Source organism: Mesorhizobium sp. M0437, assembly GCF_040321335.1.
Lineage (GTDB): Bacteria > Pseudomonadota > Alphaproteobacteria > Rhizobiales > Rhizobiaceae > Mesorhizobium.
On the sequence record NZ_JAMYRK010000001.1, the window covers coordinates 50,301 to 65,853 of the forward strand.

At 63.0% G+C, this 15,553-nt stretch carries 16 protein-coding genes; 9 read left to right on the forward strand and 7 right to left on the reverse strand.

The window, feature by feature from the left end; genetic code table 11:
* Positions 1-13: 13 nt before the first annotated feature.
* Together NKI72_RS00235 and NKI72_RS00240 are read right to left on the reverse strand one after the other, a co-directional pair.
* Entirely contained in the window at positions 14-1,435 is a 1,422-nt protein-coding gene (locus NKI72_RS00235; protein ID WP_352540365.1) for a glutamine synthetase family protein, read from the reverse strand.
* Between the two features lie 14 nt (positions 1,436-1,449).
* Complete coding sequence (locus NKI72_RS00240) at positions 1,450-2,832, reverse strand: aspartate aminotransferase family protein (RefSeq protein WP_352830260.1); 1,383 nt, start codon at positions 2,830-2,832, stop codon at positions 1,450-1,452.
* A gap of 363 nt (positions 2,833-3,195) precedes the next feature.
* Here NKI72_RS00240 and NKI72_RS00245 point away from each other — a divergent pair, with 363 nt between their 5' ends.
* A complete protein-coding gene (locus tag NKI72_RS00245; protein ID WP_352830263.1) occupies positions 3,196-3,441 on the forward strand; it encodes a hypothetical protein in 246 nt (81 codons plus the stop codon).
* 8 nt (positions 3,442-3,449) lie between these two features.
* Here the strand turns inward: NKI72_RS00245 and NKI72_RS00250 are convergent, their stop codons facing one another.
* Together NKI72_RS00250 and NKI72_RS00255 are read right to left on the reverse strand one after the other, a co-directional pair.
* Entirely contained in the window at positions 3,450-4,424 is a 975-nt protein-coding gene (locus NKI72_RS00250) for a WD40 repeat domain-containing protein (RefSeq protein WP_352818672.1), read from the reverse strand.
* Positions 4,425-4,568: 144 nt separating this feature from the next.
* A complete protein-coding gene (locus tag NKI72_RS00255; RefSeq protein WP_352818669.1) occupies positions 4,569-5,642 on the reverse strand; it encodes a CobW family GTP-binding protein in 1,074 nt (357 codons plus the stop codon).
* Positions 5,643-5,839: 197 nt separating this feature from the next.
* Between NKI72_RS00255 and NKI72_RS00260 the strand changes: the two genes are divergently transcribed.
* Entirely contained in the window at positions 5,840-6,562 is a 723-nt protein-coding gene (locus NKI72_RS00260; RefSeq protein ID WP_352830267.1) for an intradiol ring-cleavage dioxygenase, read from the forward strand.
* 202 nt (positions 6,563-6,764) lie between these two features.
* Positions 6,765-7,247, forward strand: a complete 483-nt coding sequence (locus tag NKI72_RS00265) for a MarR family winged helix-turn-helix transcriptional regulator (RefSeq protein ID WP_352818663.1) — start codon at positions 6,765-6,767, stop codon at positions 7,245-7,247.
* Position 7,248: 1 nt separating this feature from the next.
* On the opposite strand, the gene NKI72_RS00270 is transcribed toward NKI72_RS00265, so the two are convergent.
* On the reverse strand, positions 7,249-8,121 hold the full coding sequence (locus tag NKI72_RS00270; RefSeq protein WP_352830586.1) for an AraC family transcriptional regulator: 873 nt from the start codon (positions 8,119-8,121) through the stop codon (positions 7,249-7,251).
* Positions 8,122-8,172: 51 nt separating this feature from the next.
* Between NKI72_RS00270 and NKI72_RS00275 the strand changes: the two genes are divergently transcribed.
* The 5 genes from NKI72_RS00275 to NKI72_RS00295 all read left to right on the forward strand — a co-directional run bounded on the left by NKI72_RS00275 (position 8,173) and on the right by NKI72_RS00295 (position 12,280).
* Positions 8,173-8,580 carry a DUF2000 family protein gene (locus NKI72_RS00275; RefSeq protein WP_352818660.1) on the forward strand — a complete coding sequence of 136 codons (408 nt, stop codon included), beginning with the start codon at positions 8,173-8,175 and terminating at the stop codon, positions 8,578-8,580.
* 197 nt (positions 8,581-8,777) lie between these two features.
* Positions 8,778-9,662: a DMT family transporter gene (locus NKI72_RS00280; protein WP_352818656.1), complete on the forward strand. Its 885-nt coding sequence runs from the start codon at positions 8,778-8,780 to the stop codon at positions 9,660-9,662.
* 68 nt (positions 9,663-9,730) lie between these two features.
* Positions 9,731-10,753 (forward strand): LacI family DNA-binding transcriptional regulator, encoded by a 1,023-nt coding sequence (locus NKI72_RS00285; protein ID WP_352470174.1) that lies wholly within the window; start codon positions 9,731-9,733, stop codon positions 10,751-10,753.
* On the forward strand, positions 10,750-11,730 hold the full coding sequence (locus NKI72_RS00290; RefSeq protein WP_352818653.1) for a 2-hydroxyacid dehydrogenase: 981 nt from the start codon (positions 10,750-10,752) through the stop codon (positions 11,728-11,730). The genes NKI72_RS00285 and NKI72_RS00290 overlap by 4 nt, the downstream gene beginning before the upstream one ends.
* A 154-nt stretch (positions 11,731-11,884) precedes the next feature.
* Positions 11,885-12,280 carry a hypothetical protein gene (locus tag NKI72_RS00295; RefSeq protein WP_352469876.1) on the forward strand — a complete coding sequence of 132 codons (396 nt, stop codon included), beginning with the start codon at positions 11,885-11,887 and terminating at the stop codon, positions 12,278-12,280.
* A 14-nt stretch (positions 12,281-12,294) separates the two neighbouring features.
* On the opposite strand, the gene NKI72_RS00300 is transcribed toward NKI72_RS00295, so the two are convergent.
* Positions 12,295-13,068, reverse strand: coding sequence for a gamma-glutamyl-gamma-aminobutyrate hydrolase family protein (locus tag NKI72_RS00300; protein ID WP_352540375.1), 774 nt, complete (start codon positions 13,066-13,068; stop codon positions 12,295-12,297).
* A 284-nt stretch (positions 13,069-13,352) separates the two neighbouring features.
* On the opposite strand from NKI72_RS00300, the gene NKI72_RS00305 reads away from it, so the two are divergent.
* Positions 13,353-14,462, forward strand: coding sequence for a TRAP transporter substrate-binding protein (locus NKI72_RS00305; protein WP_352540376.1), 1,110 nt, complete (start codon positions 13,353-13,355; stop codon positions 14,460-14,462).
* A 65-nt stretch (positions 14,463-14,527) separates the two neighbouring features.
* On the opposite strand, the gene NKI72_RS00310 is transcribed toward NKI72_RS00305, so the two are convergent.
* Complete coding sequence (locus NKI72_RS00310; RefSeq protein ID WP_352540377.1) at positions 14,528-15,550, reverse strand: zinc-dependent alcohol dehydrogenase family protein; 1,023 nt, start codon at positions 15,548-15,550, stop codon at positions 14,528-14,530.
* Positions 15,551-15,553: the final 3 nt, after the last annotated feature.

The window sequence follows — 15,553 nt, forward strand, 5'->3', positions numbered from 1 at the left end:
ACGATGTGATGCCCTACACCTCGTGCAGATAGAGGTGATAATCCAGTTCGCTGACCGTGCGCGCCACGCGCAGATATTCCGACTGCTTGATCGCCACGAACGTCCGGTGCAGGTCTTCGCCCAATGCGCCCTTGAGGAAGGTCGACGCCCTTGCCGCCTCGATCGCGGCACGCCAGTCGACCGGCATCGTCGTGCGCGTGACGGCTGATTCGTAGCCATTGCCGGTGGTTTCGGGACCGGGATCGAGGCCTTCGTCGAGGCCTTTGACGACACCGGCCAGCACCGTTGCCGCCACCAGGTAAGGATTCGCGTCGACGCCCGATGGCCGGTGCTCGATGCGGCGGTTCCTGGCATCGCCGGCCGGCACACGCAGTGCCACCGAACGGTTGTTGACGCCCCAGGTCGGCGCCACCGGCGCATAGGATTGCGAGACGAAGCGCCGCCATGAATTGGCGTGCGGCGCGAAGACCAGCATCGATTCCGCCATCGTCTGGATCAGTCCGCCGAGGCCGCGCAGCAGCGGCAGCGACCAGCTTTCGCCGCCGGTTTCGGCAAAGACATTCTTGCCGGCATCGTCTAGCAGCGAGACGTGAAAATGCATGCCCGAGCCGGCATATTTCTCGATCGGCTTGGCCATGAAGCAAGCGGTGACACCATGACGGCGCGCCTGCGCCCGCACCAGTCGCTTGAGCATGACGAGATCGTCGGCCGCCCGCATCACATCCTTGCGGTAGTTGAGCGTCAGCTCGTACTGGCCGGGCGCATATTCCGAGATGACCGTCTCGGCCGGGATGCCTTGCACCTTGGCTGCGGCGTAGATGTCGGAAAACAGCGGCTCCATGCCGTGCAGATGGTCGACGGAATAGACCTCAGTCTTGGCCGAGCGGCGTCCGTCAAGCACCGCGTGCGCCGGCTGCACCTTGCCTTCGGCGTCGCGCTCGTTGGCGAGCAGGAAGAATTCGAGCTCGAAGGCGCCGGCCGGATGCAGGCCCTGGGCCGCGAGGATGTCTACCTGGCGGGCGAGTGCCAGCCGCGGGTCGGACGACATCGGCTGGCCATCGAGATGGTACATCGCCATCAGCACCTGACCGCGCGGCGGCTGGGTGCCGAACAGCGGCACCAGTGTGCCGGGGATCGGCCACGCCCGCAGGTCGCCGTCGCCCGTCGTCCAGATCAGCCCGGTCTCGTGAACATCCTCGCCGGTGATGTCGAGGCCGAGGATCGAGATCGGCATGTGCCGGCCCCCCTCGAAGATGCTCATCAACTCATGCCGGCGCACGATCTTGCCGCGCCCGACGCCATTGGCGTCGGTCAGCACGATGTCGAACGCTTCGATCTCGGGATGAGCGTCGAGAAAGGCCAGCGCCTCGGCGGGCGTCGAGCCCGAAGGGGATGCCGTGACCAGGTTCAAACTTTGCTTGGGCGCTTGTTTCATGCCGCAAGCTTGTCTCACGCCGTAAGCTTTGCCGCAACCGCGTCGAAGGCAGTGATCAGCCGGTTCACCTGGGCGGCGCTGGTCGCAGGAGAGATCAGCATCATGTTGTGGAAGGGTGCGATCAGCACGCCGCGATTGACCAGCGCGACATGGATTGCCGCCTCGAGCTCCGGCACGTGCGCAGCCTCCGCTTCGCCGCCGTTCCTCAGCGGGCCCGGCGCGCAGATGAACTCGACACGGGCACCGACGCGAGCAACATGCCAGGGCAGACGATAGCGATCGATGACGGCGGTCAGCCCGGCGTCGAGCCGCCGCGCCAGATTGTCCATATGGCTGTAGTTCTCGTCGGTCATGACATATTCGAGCGTGGCGCGCATCGCTGCGAATTGCAGCGGATTGGCCGACAGCGTTGTCCCCATGCCGGAGTAGCCGGGCTCTTTCCGGCTGATATAAGCGGCATAGCGGGCCGCAACGTCTTCGCTCATGCCCCAGACGCTCGCCGGTACGCCGCCGGCAATCGGCTTGCCTAGCACGAACAGGTCCGGCTCCAGCCCGTATTTGCTTGTATAGCCGCCGGGACCGGTCGAGATTGTATGCGTCTCGTCGATTAGAAGCAGCGTGCCGGTCGCACGGGTGAGACGCCGCAAGCCATCATGAAAGCCGGCTTCGGGCAGCACCATGCAGGAATTGGTCAGCACCGGCTCGGCGATGACGCAGGCGACATCGTTGCCCCGGAGTGCCGCGTCGAGCGCCGGCAGATCGTTGAACTCGACGACATCAGTCGCCCGCGTCAGGTCGCGGAACTCGCCGGCCAGTCCCGGTCGATTCACCGCTTTCCCGGCGACCAGCCGCACCATCGTCTCGTCGACCGAGCCATGATAGCAGCCGTTGAAGACCAGTATCTTCTCCCGGCCGGTAACGGCGCGGGCAACCCGCAGCGCGAAGCGGTTGGCATCGGTCGCCGTCGTCGCGATCTGCCAGAATGGCAAGCCGAAACGCTGCTGCAGCAGCGGCCCGATGGCGAGGGCGTTCTCGGCAGGCAGCATGTAGGTCAGGCCGCGTCCGGCCTGCCTGCGGATGGCGCGTGCGACCGGCGGCGGCGAATGACCGAACATCGAGCCGGTGTCGCCAAGGCAGAAATCGTCGAGCCGGTTGCCGTCGATATCTCTGATGATGGCGCCCCTGGCACTATCGACAAGGATCGGGAACGGCGTCGGCCAGTCGTTCATCCAATGCATCGGCACGCCGCCGAAGAAGCCGGGCAGGCCATTGCCGATTTTCGCCATCGATTTCGGCCGCGCCCGGCAGAAGACTTCTGCCTCGGTCGCGCGTAACTCGGCGATCCGGGCCGGGCCGATGCCGCCGATGGAAGTCTTTGCATGGCTCATGACGTTCATGGCGGCCCTCTCAGTCGCACATTAGACAATCGGCGGCCGCTACCGCAATTGGCCGGGCGGCTGCCCTGTGTTGGGTCTGCGGTCATTTGAATGAAATCAGGCGCTTGACCGCGAGCCGCCTTCGGGCGCCAATGGTACTTCGGCTGGAGGGCATAAGATGGCGCGGGCGATCGTCTGCGCAGCAACGTTGCTGTCGTCGGTTGGTGCGGCTCTGGCGTCCGGCGGCATCTGGTGTTCCGCCGAGGATGCAGCCGTCAAATTTCAGATCGGTGCCGGGGTCACCAGAGGCATGGGCCGACCTTCAATTTTAGCGGCGAGCTCGAGATTCTGGGCAGGCCGGCTGCCGACAGTCTGCGCAAGACGGTGTTCGAGGATCAGAACCTCACGCAATATTGGCTCGACAACAAGGAATTGCGGCTGCTCGTCAACCACGAACGGCAGGTCGAAAACGCCTACGGCTACGTCGAACTGGCGATCCTGACCAAGGCCAGCGACGAAGGCGTCTATGACGGCCGCTATTTGCTCTCAATCTATGATGGAACGGCTGAGGCCGAAAAGGACGGCAAGCAGGCTGAATTGACCGGCAAAGTATCTTGCGGAGCCGAGTAAGTAACAGGCTACGCCGAAATATCGATGACGCCGCAGTCGCCAGCAGCGCTGCCAAAGGCGACGCGGCGCTCTTCCTTGTCCCACATCATCGAAGTGACGGCGCCCTTGCCGGGCCGGCGCAACAGCACTTCCTTGGCGTCGGCGAAGCGCACCGCCATCACCATCCCGTCATCATAGCCGATAGCAACGACGTCCTGGCTCGGGTGACAGGCGACGGAGGTGACCATCGCATTGCCGCGCGTGCCGAGTTCCAGCGGCGCCTTGCCCATCGGCCCGTCCTTGCCCGAAAACGGCCAGACGATCGCCGCCGGCGCGCCGGAACTCGCCAGCCATTTGCCCTTGGCGCTCCACGACAGGCTTTTGACCTTGCCGGGGTAGCCGGACATGCGCATGTGCTTGCCGTCGGCGAGCTTCCAGCCATGTAGCGCGTTTTCCTGCATGGTGGTGACGAGGAAGCCGCCGTCCGGCGAGAAGGTGATGCCGGTGTGGGCGCCGGCCCATTCGAGCTCGACCGGCCTGCCGTCGGCAGCCGGGAAGTGCAGCGTCGCGCCATTGTAGCGGGCAACGCCGAAGCGCATGCCCTTGGGCGAGAAGGCAAGCCCCTCGACTGAGCGCGGATGCGAGAATTCCCTGGTTTTACCGTCGGCAAAGCGCACATAGGCAATCTTGCCCGAAGCATAGGCAACAGCGCCTTGCGGCCCGGCGGCGACGCTGGTTATCCATTTTTTGCCTGCGGTCGCCAATTCCGTTGTATTGCCGCCTGGGGTCACGGCAAAGATCCTGCCGTCCTCACCACCGGTGATCAGTCGGTCGTTTGCCGCATCATGGAAGGCGGCGAGCATTCCGTCATTGGCCTGCACCGTCTTGTGGCCGTGGTCGAGCCGATGGATTGTGCCGTCGGCCAGCGCAAAATGCGGCACGTCGCCGAGAAACACGGCGGCGAGGCAGTGGCCTTCGAGATCGAGCGGGGCGACTGTCGGCATGAGAGATCATTCCGTTCGAGATTTCTGCTGCCTCACCCTTAAGGGGTTGAGCTGCGGGTCTCAACCCGTGCTTCGGATCGTGGTGAGGAGAGACCGCCAGCGTTTAGGCTGCACTTCTCCCAGAAGGAAGAAAGGGCAGCTAAATCAAGCGGCCTGGCAGGCCTCGAAGCTTGTCTTCAGTCGCTCGGCGTCGAGTTCGCGGCCGATGAACACCAGCCGGCTCTCGTGCTTCTCGTTGTCCTTCCAGGCGCGCTGGTGGTCGCCCTCGATGATCATGTGCACACCCTGGATGACATAGCGCTCGTCATCGCCTTTCAGCGCAATGATCCCTTTCAGCCGCAGGATGTTCGGGCCTTCCATTTGGGTGACCTTCTCGATCCACGGGAAGAACTTTTTCGGGTCCATCTCGCCGCCGCGCAGCGACACCGACTGCACAGTCACGTCATGGATGTCGGAAGGGTGCGCATGATGATGCCCGTCATGATCGTGGTGATCATGGCCGTCGTGATCATGGTGATGGTGGTCATGATCATGATCATGATCATGATGGTCGTGATCGTCATGCGCCTCGAGGAAGTGCGGATCGTTCTCCAGCGCCCGGGACAGGTCGAACGCACCGCGATCGAGCACCTCGGACAGCGCCACGCTGGCGCGCGTGGTGCGATGGATTCGTGCCGCCGGGTTGATGGCGCGGATCGTCGCCTCCACCTTGCTCAGCTCTTCGGGGGTGACCAGATCGGTCTTGTTGAGCACGACGACATCGGCAAAGGCGATCTGGTCCTCGGCCTCGCGGGAATCCTTGAGGCGCAGCGGCAAGTGCTTGGCGTCGACCAGCGCCACCACCGCATCGAGCCTGGTCTTCGAACGCACGTCGTCGTCCATGAAGAAGGTCTGCGCCACCGGCACGGGATCGGCGAGGCCTGTGGTCTCGACGAGGATGGCGTCGAAGCGGCCAGGCCTGCGCATCAGGCCTTCGACGACGCGGATCAGGTCGCCGCGCACGGTGCAGCAGACGCAGCCATTGTTCATCTCGTAGATTTCCTCGTCGGATTCCACGATCAGCTCGTTGTCGATGCCGATCTCGCCGAATTCATTGACGATGACGGCGTAGCGCTTGCCATGGTTTTCCGAAAGGATGCGGTTGAGCAGTGTCGTCTTGCCGGCGCCGAGATAGCCGGTGAGGACGGTTACGGGGATCTGCGTCTGTGCGTCGCTCATATTGTGCCTCGAATAGGGATTGTCGGCTCCATATAGGATGTGTGCTCGGCTTTTGCACGAGGCAAACCGGTGGGCCAAAGAGGGGCTGGTATTGCCGAACTTTCCTCACATTACCGAACTTTCATTGGCGCCGCCTGACAGCGGGCCCTAGATAGGCGGGGTCATTTACGGAGCTGTTCGCGTTGAAGAGGCGCCAGATGTCCGACAAGTCCTTGCCACTAAGCCGTCGGCAGGCGCTCGGTCTCGTTGCGGTTACCGCTGGCGGCATATTCCTGCCCGCCGGTGCAAGGGCCGGGCAGGTTTCGCCCTATGCCGGGCTTGCTTTGTTCGAGGCCGGTGCCGGCGTCTGCGCCATCACGCCCGAGGTCACCGAAGGGCCGTTCTATTTCGACCCGAAGCTCGAACGCGCCGACATCACCGAGGGCAAGAAGGGCATCGCCCTCAATGTGCGGCTGCAAATCGTCGACGCCGCCTGCCGCCCGCTTCCCGGCGCACGCGTCGATATCTGGCATTGCGATGCCCAGGGCGCCTATTCCGGATATCCCGGACAGGGCGACGGGCAGGATATCGACACGTCCGGCCAGAGCTTTCTCCGCGGCTGGCAGAGAACCGATGAAAGCGGCATCGCTTCTTTCGCCACCATCTATCCCGGCTGGTATCGTGGCCGCACCACCCACATCCATTTCAAGATCTTCCCCGACGACCGCTCGGTGATGACCGGCCAGATGTTCTTCCCCGACAGCCTCAGCGAGCAGATATTCGCCACCGTCGCGCCCTATAAAGATCGCCTCGGCAAACGCGATACATCGAACGCGCGGGACGGCATTGCGCGGCAGGCCGGGCCGCTGTCGCAGGCAGCGCTGCGGGAAATGGCGGACGCCTATCAGGCGTTGATGGTGGTCGCGGTGAAACCTGGTTGAGAACACCTCGTCACGTCCCCATCCAGCCATTGCGGAAAGTCGTTTGTCATCTAACTGAAATAAACATCTGGCATTAGCCACGGCGAACACCGCGAAGCTTGCCGGCAAAGCTATTTTCCGAGCCGGAATGTTTCGATCGTCATTGCCAATCGGCGGCCTGCTTCTATGCTGGCCGTTCCGGTTCGGCCGAGGAGGGATGAGCATGGCCAAGGCGGACAAGACTGGAACAATGAGCCGGCTGCATTCGGCGGCGCGGCTGGCGCGCACGGCGCTCGCCGCCCGGCTTCTGGCGCATGGTTTCTATGCCGGCCAGGACCAGATCATGCTGGCGCTCGACCGCGAGGATGGGCAGACGCCCGGCAACCTTGCCGGCCGCCTCGGCGTGCGGCCGCCAACCATCACCAAGACCATCAACCGGCTGCAGGCGCAGGGCTTTCTGGAGAAGCGGGCCTCGTCCGCCGATGCCCGCCAGGCGCATATTTTCCTCACCGACACCGGCCGCGAAATCATCCACGCCATCGAGAAGTCGGTGAAGAAGACCGAAAAGCAGGCATTGAAGGGTCTCGACAAGAAGGACCAGAAAGCGCTGTTCAAGCTGCTTGCCCGCGTCGAGGCGAACCTGTCGAACGGCGAAATGGTGCTCCCGGATGACGAACTGGATATCGAAGACAAGATGCTTGAATAGCTCACGCGTTCGCCGCTGACGGCCGCCGCGTCAGTGCCGACCAACGTCCCGGTGTGACACCGAACGCCTTCTTGAAATGCCGATTGAAATGGCTTTGATCACTGAAGCCGGCTGCGATGGCGATTTGCGCCAGCGGCTCGTCGGCTTCGATCATCCGACGGGCCCGCTGAAGCCGGCGCATCACCAGGAACCGGTGCGGGCTGGTGGAGAAGGTGGCGCGGAAATGCCGCGAAAGGGCATAACGGTCCAATCCGGTTATCGCCTCCAATTCATGCGAACGTACAATCCGCGCAACATTTTCCTCCAGATAGTCGCGCGCCAGGCTGGCGGCGCGCCACGCAGTTTTCGCTACCGGTTTCGCCCGCTGACCGGCGTGCCGCGCTAGGCTTTGCATAAGCTGCGTCATGAAATCGACGACAAACAGCTCGTCCAGTTCCTGATTCAACGGCCCGAGCGCGGAAAGCAGCGTCGCCCGGAGATCGCGGTCTGTCACCACGGCATTCCCGACGAATGGCAGTGATCCGCCGCCGAGACAATCGAGCATCAGGGACGGCTCCAAATAGAGCATTCTGTATCGCAAGCCGTCTTCGGTGCCGGCACCGCCATCGTGCAGTTCGTCGGGATGAAGGATAATGATCTGGCCAGGCAGGCTCTGATGCGTTTGGCCGCGATAGCGGAAGCGCTGCACGCCATAAAGCGTCACCCCGATCGCATAGGTGTCGTGGCGATGGAGATCGAAGGCATTGCCGTGGAACCGGGCCTCGATGCGTTCCATCCCGGCAGCACCGGGTGCCGGTACGATGCAGTTCTCGGCTGCATCCACGCACAAACGTCCAAGACCCTGAAAGGCTTCCCGGTCCAGATCGTGCGCCATCGCTTCACTCGCAGCCTCGGATTGGCCCCCTTTTCGGATGGAAACTGTCGCATGTTCGATACGAAATTTGCAATCGTGCTCAAGGATGATCTTCCCGTCTGGCAAAAGCTCAATGTCACCGCCTTTCTGACCAGCGGCATCGTCGCGCAATTTCCCGACATTATCGGCGACCCCTACCGTGATCGCGCCGGCAATATCTACAACCCGCTGTCGATCCAGCCGGTCATCGTGCTTTCGGCGGACGGCCAGACGCTCGGCGCGATCCAGCGGCGGGCGCTGGAGCGTGGTGTGACGGTTTCGCTCTATGTCGAGGAAATGTTTTCGACCGGGTATGATCTGGCCAACCGCGCCGTCTTTGCCGAATTTGCGCCGGAGCATGCCAAGGTGGTCGGCATCGCGCTTCGCGCCGAAAAGAAGCTCGTCGACAAGATCACCAAGGGCGCCCGCATGCACGCCTGAGTCGTCGGCCACTAGGTCGGCCACTGGGAAACAAACTGAGCCTGCCGGCGGCTGTCGTTGTGCCAGCCTGTTTTGGCTTGCCCGCAGGCGACAATTGCCGCATTGGTGAGGGACTGCCTTGCTTCCCGTCCGGCCTGAAATTGAATGCTCCCCCAAGACAAGACGAAAGCGCGACATCGCCGGCGGCGATCCTGTGCATGCTTTCCGTCTATGTGTTTTTCACCTTCCTCGACACCAGCAGCAAGTACCTTGTGCTGGCCGGCGTCTCGGCGCTGATCGTCGCCTGGACCCGCTTCGCGGTCCATGTGCTGATCGTCGGCGTCTTTCTGCGCGGATGGCGCGAGCCGCTGCGCTTTCGTCCCGCCAACCTGCCGGCGCACATCACGCGCGGTCTGCTCCTGTTCGGATCGACGATGTTCAACATTCTGGCGCTGCGGACGCTGCAACTGGTGGAAACCACCTCGATCTACTTCTTCGGCCCGATGGTGATCACCGCGCTTGCCGGTCCGTTGCTCGGCGAATGGGCTGGCTGGCGGCGCTGGCTGGCCATCATGAGCGGCTTTGTCGGCGTCCTCATCATCACCCGGCCGGGCGTCGGCGTTTTTGGCGTCGGCCATCTCTTTGCGCTCGGCTCGATGCTATCGAACAGTTTCTACGTCATCATGACGCGCCGCATGTCGGCGACGGAAACCTCGGAAAGCCTGATCCTGTTTTCGGCGCTGGCGCCGGCCGTGCTGCTGCTGCCGACACTGCCGTTTTCGCCTTCGCTGCCGCAGGATGGCTGGCACTGGTTCATATTGCTGATGCTTGGCGTCTTCGGCGCCATCGGTCATTGGCTTATTGTGCAGGCCTATCGCCTTGCCACCACCACGGCCCTGGCTCCCTATCCCTATTCGCAGATGATCTGGATGATCATCTCCGGCCTGATCGTCTTCAACCAGTTTCCCGATCGCTGGACGCTGGTCGGTGCCACAGTCATCGTCGCCAGCGGCCTCTACATCGTTCACCGCGAGCACCGGCTCCGCTTGCGCAACCGCGCAACGCTGGGCGCGGACGCGGAAGCGCTGGCAAAAAAACTTTGATTTGCTCGGAATCGATGGCATAAGAGCCGGCCTTTAAACAGTTTAAATTGCTTCGGGAGCGCAGGGCGCTGGCACAGAAGATCAAGCTTTCGACCATCGCGGATGCGCTCGGCGTGTCCACGGCCACGGTCTCGCTGGCCTTGCGCGACAGCCCGCTGGTCGCCGGCGGCACCCGCGATCGCATCAAGGAACATGCACGCGCCATCGGCTATATCTACAACCGCCGCGCCGCCAGCCTGCGCACCTCGCGCTCGGGCATAGTCGGCGTCGTCGTCCACGACATCATGAACCCGTTCTTTGCCGAGATATTGCGTTCGATAGAGAGCGAGCTCGACCGCAGCCGGCAAACCTTCATCCTGTCGAACCACTACGACCAGCTCGAGAAACAACGCACTTTCATCGACACGCTTCTGCAGCTTGGCGCTGACGGGGTCATCATGTCGCCGGCCATCGGCACGCCGCCCGAAGACATAATCTTGGCCGAGGAGAACGGTCTCCCGGCAGTGCTGATTGCACGCACCGTCGAAGGTGCCGACGTGCCGGTGTTTCGCGGCGACGATGCCTATGGCACCGGGCTTGCCACCAACCATCTGATCTCGCTTGGCCACAAGCGCATCGCCATGATCGGCGGTACCGACCAGACGTCGACCGGCCGCGACCGCTATCAGGGATATGTCAACGCCATGGAGGCGGCAGGGCTTGAGGTCAGGCCGTCCTGGCGCATTGCCGGCCCGCGCACGAAGCAGGCCGGCTTCGAGGCTGCCGGGCAGTTCCTGGCGCTGAAGGACAGGCCGACCGCGGCCTGCTGCTGGAACGACCTCGTCGCCATCGGTCTGATGAATGGCATTGCCCGCGCCGGGCTGGTGCCGGGCATCGACATCTCGGTTACCGGCTATGACGACCTCGAGGAAGCGGCGATCGCCACGCCGGCGCTGACTACCGTGTGGAACGGCCAGCGCGAGGTTGGCCGCCGCGCCGCCAGCGCGCTGCTCGACAAACTCAACGGACAGACGGTGCGGCCGTCGCAGGAACTGATCAAGCCGGAACTGCATGTGCGCCAGTCGACCGGCAAACCGGTGGAACGTGCATGACAAAAACCGAACAGCAAGCTGTTACCATTCTGGTGCCGGGCCAGTTCAACGACCATGCGGTCGGCCGCATCGACGGGGCGTTCAGCCGCGTCCGGATCGAACGCGCCGATCCGTCGCTGGTCACCGACGAGATGCGTCATACGGTGCGCGGCATAGCCGCCTTTGGCGGCATAAGCGCCGCGTTGATGGACGCGCTGCCAAAGCTCGAGATTATCGCCAATTTCGGCGTCGGCTATGATTCGGTCGATATCCGCCACGCCGCACGGCGCGGCATCATGGTCACCAACACGCCGGATGTGCTGACCGAAGAGGTCGCCGATACGGCGCTCGGCCTGTTGATCAATGCCGTCCGCGAACTGCCGCGCGCCGAGGCCTGGCTGCGCGACGGAAGCTGGCTGCGCAACGGCAACTATCCGCTGAGCCGGCTGACTTTGCGCGGTCGCCATGTCGGCATCTTCGGCATGGGCCGCATCGGCCTCGCCATTGCCCGGCGGCTCGATGCTTTCGGACTGCCCATCGCCTATCACAACCGGCGCCGCGTCGAAGGCCTGTCCTATGACTATCACCCGACGCTGAAAGGTCTCGCCGAGGCGGTCGACACACTGATCTCGGTGGCGCCCGGCGGGGCCTCGACGGAAAAGGCCGTCAATGCCGAAATCCTCTCGGCTCTGGGGCCGAACGGCGTCTTCGTCAATATCGGCCGGGGCAGCACGGTCGACGAACCAGCCCTTGCCGCCGCACTTGCCAGCGGCAGCATCGCCGCTGCCGGGCTAGACGTCTTTGCCGACGAGCCGAATGTGCCAGCGGCGTTGCTTGCCGCGCCCAACACCTCGCTTTTGCCGCATGTCGGCTCGGCGTCCGAGCATACGCGCCGCGCCATGGCCAACCTTTGCGTCGACAATCTGGTCTCGTGGTTTTCGCAGCGCAAGGCGCTGACGCCGGTGCCGGAGACGGCAAATGTCAAGGCAAGGCCGTAAGCGGGCTGCCATATCTATTAACTTCAGCTTAACCCTTCGGAATCATTCTGGTCCCCTCGCAGTGTATGTCCGCCTGACAGGACATGACAGCAAGATGAAGCGCGCCTCCCTGATCTCTTCGAACCGGCGCGCTTGAAATGCGCGGAGAACCAGGATGAAGACGCTTCCTGCATTGATGGCAGTCGCTGTGCTGTTCGGCAGCGCCCAGCTGTTTTACGCCGGTAGCGGTGAAAGCCGTGCGGCCAGTGAGTCACCGCTTTCATCCGGCAACTACAGGCTGGTAGCCCATGGCAACGAGGGGTCTTGTGCGGTCAGCCGCGGCGCCGAGATTTCGCAAGGCCTGTCGCTGTTGACGGTCGCAGCAAATTGCCGCCGGGTGTTGCCCGGCGTCGAGCAGGCGAAGTTCTGGCGAGAGCAGGATGACGGCACGGTCACCTTCAGCGCCAACGGCACCGATCCGATCGTCATGTTCTCAGTCGCCGACGGCGATGGTTACGAATCCTACGCGCCGGCGCTGCCGCTGCTGACGCTGGCGTCAGCCGGCAACTAGCGAGCGCGGCAGGACTATTCCGCGGCTGCGCGCACACCCGATTTCGCCGCCTGATGCAGGCGCACCGCATCGCCGAATGCGCGAAATATCTTTACCGAGATACTGTCCGATTTGACCCAGTATTCGGGATGCCACTGGACGCCGACAGCGAAAGCCCGTGCATCGCGCACCGAAACCGCCTCGACAGTGCCGTCGGCGGCGACCGCTTCGACCTGCAGCTTTGGGCCAAGCCGGTCGATGGCCTGGCGATGCACCGAATTGACCATGATATCGCCGGCGCCGAAGACCCCGGCCAGGCAGCTGCCGGGTTTTATCGCCACGCTCTGGCGGATGGCGAAGCGTTCGTCCTGATTGTCGCTTGCCGGCGCACGATGATCGAGCGAACCGGCGCGTTCCTGGATTTCGGTGGCCAACGTGCCACCCAGCGCCACATTCATCTCCTGGATGCCGCGGCAGATGGCGAGCAATGGCACCCCGCGCTCCACCGCCCGGCGGATCAGCGGCAACGTCGTCGCGTCGCGGGCGGAGTCGTAAGGACCATTGGCTTCGCTGGCGTCACCGCCATAGAGCGAGGGATGAACGTTCGATTTGGAGCCGGTGACCATGACGCCGTCGACGGCGGAAAGCAGTTCGTCGAAGTCGAGCCGGTCGCCGAAGGACGGTACCAGCAGCGGGAACACGCCTGCACCCGAAAGCGCCGCTTCGAGATATTGCTGTGGCGCGGCATGCCAGGTGTAATTGTCGAACTGGCGGACATCGGTCGATACGGCGACGAGCGGCTGGTGCATTTGGTCCGGATCCCATCGGGTGCAACGAATTATCTGCCTGCAAAATAGGCGATCCGAAGGCGCATTTCCATGGCAAGTTTCGGCGTGTCGCGTAGGCCAGTTAATCGACCTTAGACTATAGTTGCAAGATCTGCCCCAACGCCGTGAATTTCCCCGAAATGCGCCACTCAAACCGGGCTGCCGTGCTGGACTCGACTCCTTGCCTGTGTATTGTCGGCTCGAAGCCGATCCGGGCGCCGAAGTGTCCCGAATGTCGGTCAGTGGATCCAAAAGGGAGGAACTTCATGGATCGTCGTTCGTTCATCCGCAAGGCCGGCACCACCGGTTTCGGCGCTGCGGCCGCTGCCGCGACACTTGCTGCGCCGGCCATCGCCCAGTCCAATCCGAAAGTGACCTGGCGACTGGCGTCGTCCTTCCCGAAGTCGCTCGATACGATCTATGGCGGCGCCGAAGTGTTTTCCAAGATGCTGTCGGAGGCGACCGACGGCAACTTCCAGGTCCAGGTCTTCGCCTCCGGCGAACTCGTTCCCGGCCTGCAGGCCGCCGATGCCACCACAGCCGGCACGGTCGAGGCCTGCCATACCGTGGCATACTATTACTGGGGCAAGGACCCGACGTGGGCGCTGGGAGCGGCGGTTCCGTTTTCGCTCAACGCGCGCGGCATCAACGCCTGGCACTATCATGGCGGCGGCATCGATCTGTTCAACGAGTTCCTGGCGACGCAAGGTCTGTTCGGGCTGCCGGGCGGCAATACCGGCGTGCAGATGGGTGGCTGGTTCCGCAAGGAGATCAAAACGGTCGCCGACCTTTCCGGCCTCAAGATGCGTATCGGTGGTTTTGCCGGCAAAGTGGTGCAAAGGCTCGGGGTGGTTCCGCAGCAGATCGCCGGTGGCGACATTTATCCGGCGTTGGAAAAAGGCACGATCGACGCCGCCGAATGGGTCGGCCCTTACGACGACGAGAAGCTCGGCTTCTATAAGGTTGCGCCCTATTACTACTATCCCGGCTGGTGGGAAGGTGGACCGACCGTCCATCTGATGTTCAACAAGGCGAAATACGACGAACTTTCGCCGGCTTACAAGTCGCTGGTGCATACTGCCGCTCAAGCGGCCGACGCCAACATGCTGCAGAAATACGACTATCTCAATCCGGCGGCGGTTAAGCGGCTGGTTGCCGGCGGTGCCAAGTTGAGCCCGTTCAGCCAGGAGATCATGGCCGCCTGTTTCGAAAAGGCCAACGAAGTCTATGCCGAGATGGAAGCCTCGAATGCGCCGTTCAAGAAGATCTGGGATTCGATCAAGGCGTTCCGCAAGGAGCATTATCTCTGGGCGCAGGTGGCCGAGTACAACTATGACACCTTCATGATGGTCCAGCAGCGCAATGCCAAGCTCTGATCCTGTTGCTTCGCGGCGCCAGTGTTCCTTTCGGAACACTGGCGCCGTAGCGCATTCATTTGCGATCAGTCGGGCACCACCACGACCTTGACCTCGCCTGGCGCCGGCGGGTTGGCAATGATCGCCACCGCCTCGTCGAGGCTGACCTGTCGTGATATCAGCCGATCTACTTCGATCGTCCCCGAGGCGATAAGATTGGCGGCCCGGCGATGGGTAAAGGGGTTGAGGAAGGAACCCAGGACCTTCAACTCACGGAACAGCAGATCGAACGGTTCGAACGCCACTTTCATGCCTTGCGGCATCACGCCGACGACGACGACGGTGCCGCCCGCTTTGGCCAGCCGCATCGCCTGCTCAACAGTGTCTTTCACGCCGGCGCATTCGAACACCACGTCGACGCCGCCCGGCATCAAACCCGACCGGCCGACGATCGCATCGATGACATCGAAGGCGCTGGGATCGAGCGTCGCCGTTGCGCCAAATTGCTCGGCAAGAGCCCGCCGCGAGGCCTGACGGGTCGACAAGATAATGGTCGTCGCACCGGCGAGCTTTGCCAGTTGAACGGTGAGCAGGCCGATCACGCCGCCGCCGAGCACCGCGACCGACGAGCCTGGTTTGATCGCGGCAAGGTCCACGCCATGCAGGCAGCAGCCGAGCGGCTCGCAGAAAGCACCATGCGTAGGCTTCAGATCGCCTGGCAAGACGAAGGCCTGTTTCTGGGGCAGGACAAGATATTCGGCAAAGCCGCCATCGCGATGGATGCCGATGGCGCGTAGATTGCCGCAGAGATTGACCCGGCCGGCCTGACAATGCTCGCATCGGCCACAGGCAATGTTGGGATCGCCGGTGACGCGGTCGCCGACGGAAAAGCCGGATACGGCAGGTCCGACCGCCTCGACGATGCCGGAGAATTCATGCCCGAGCGTCACCGGCGGCGTGCACGGGAATTCACCATGGAAAAGATGCCTGTCGGTGCCGCAGACGCCGCACGCCTCGATGCGTACCAGCAGATCGTTCGGCCCGGCGGTCGGTTTCTCGACCTCGCACACGGCGAGGCTGCCCACTCGCTCCAACCGAACCGCCTTCATGGC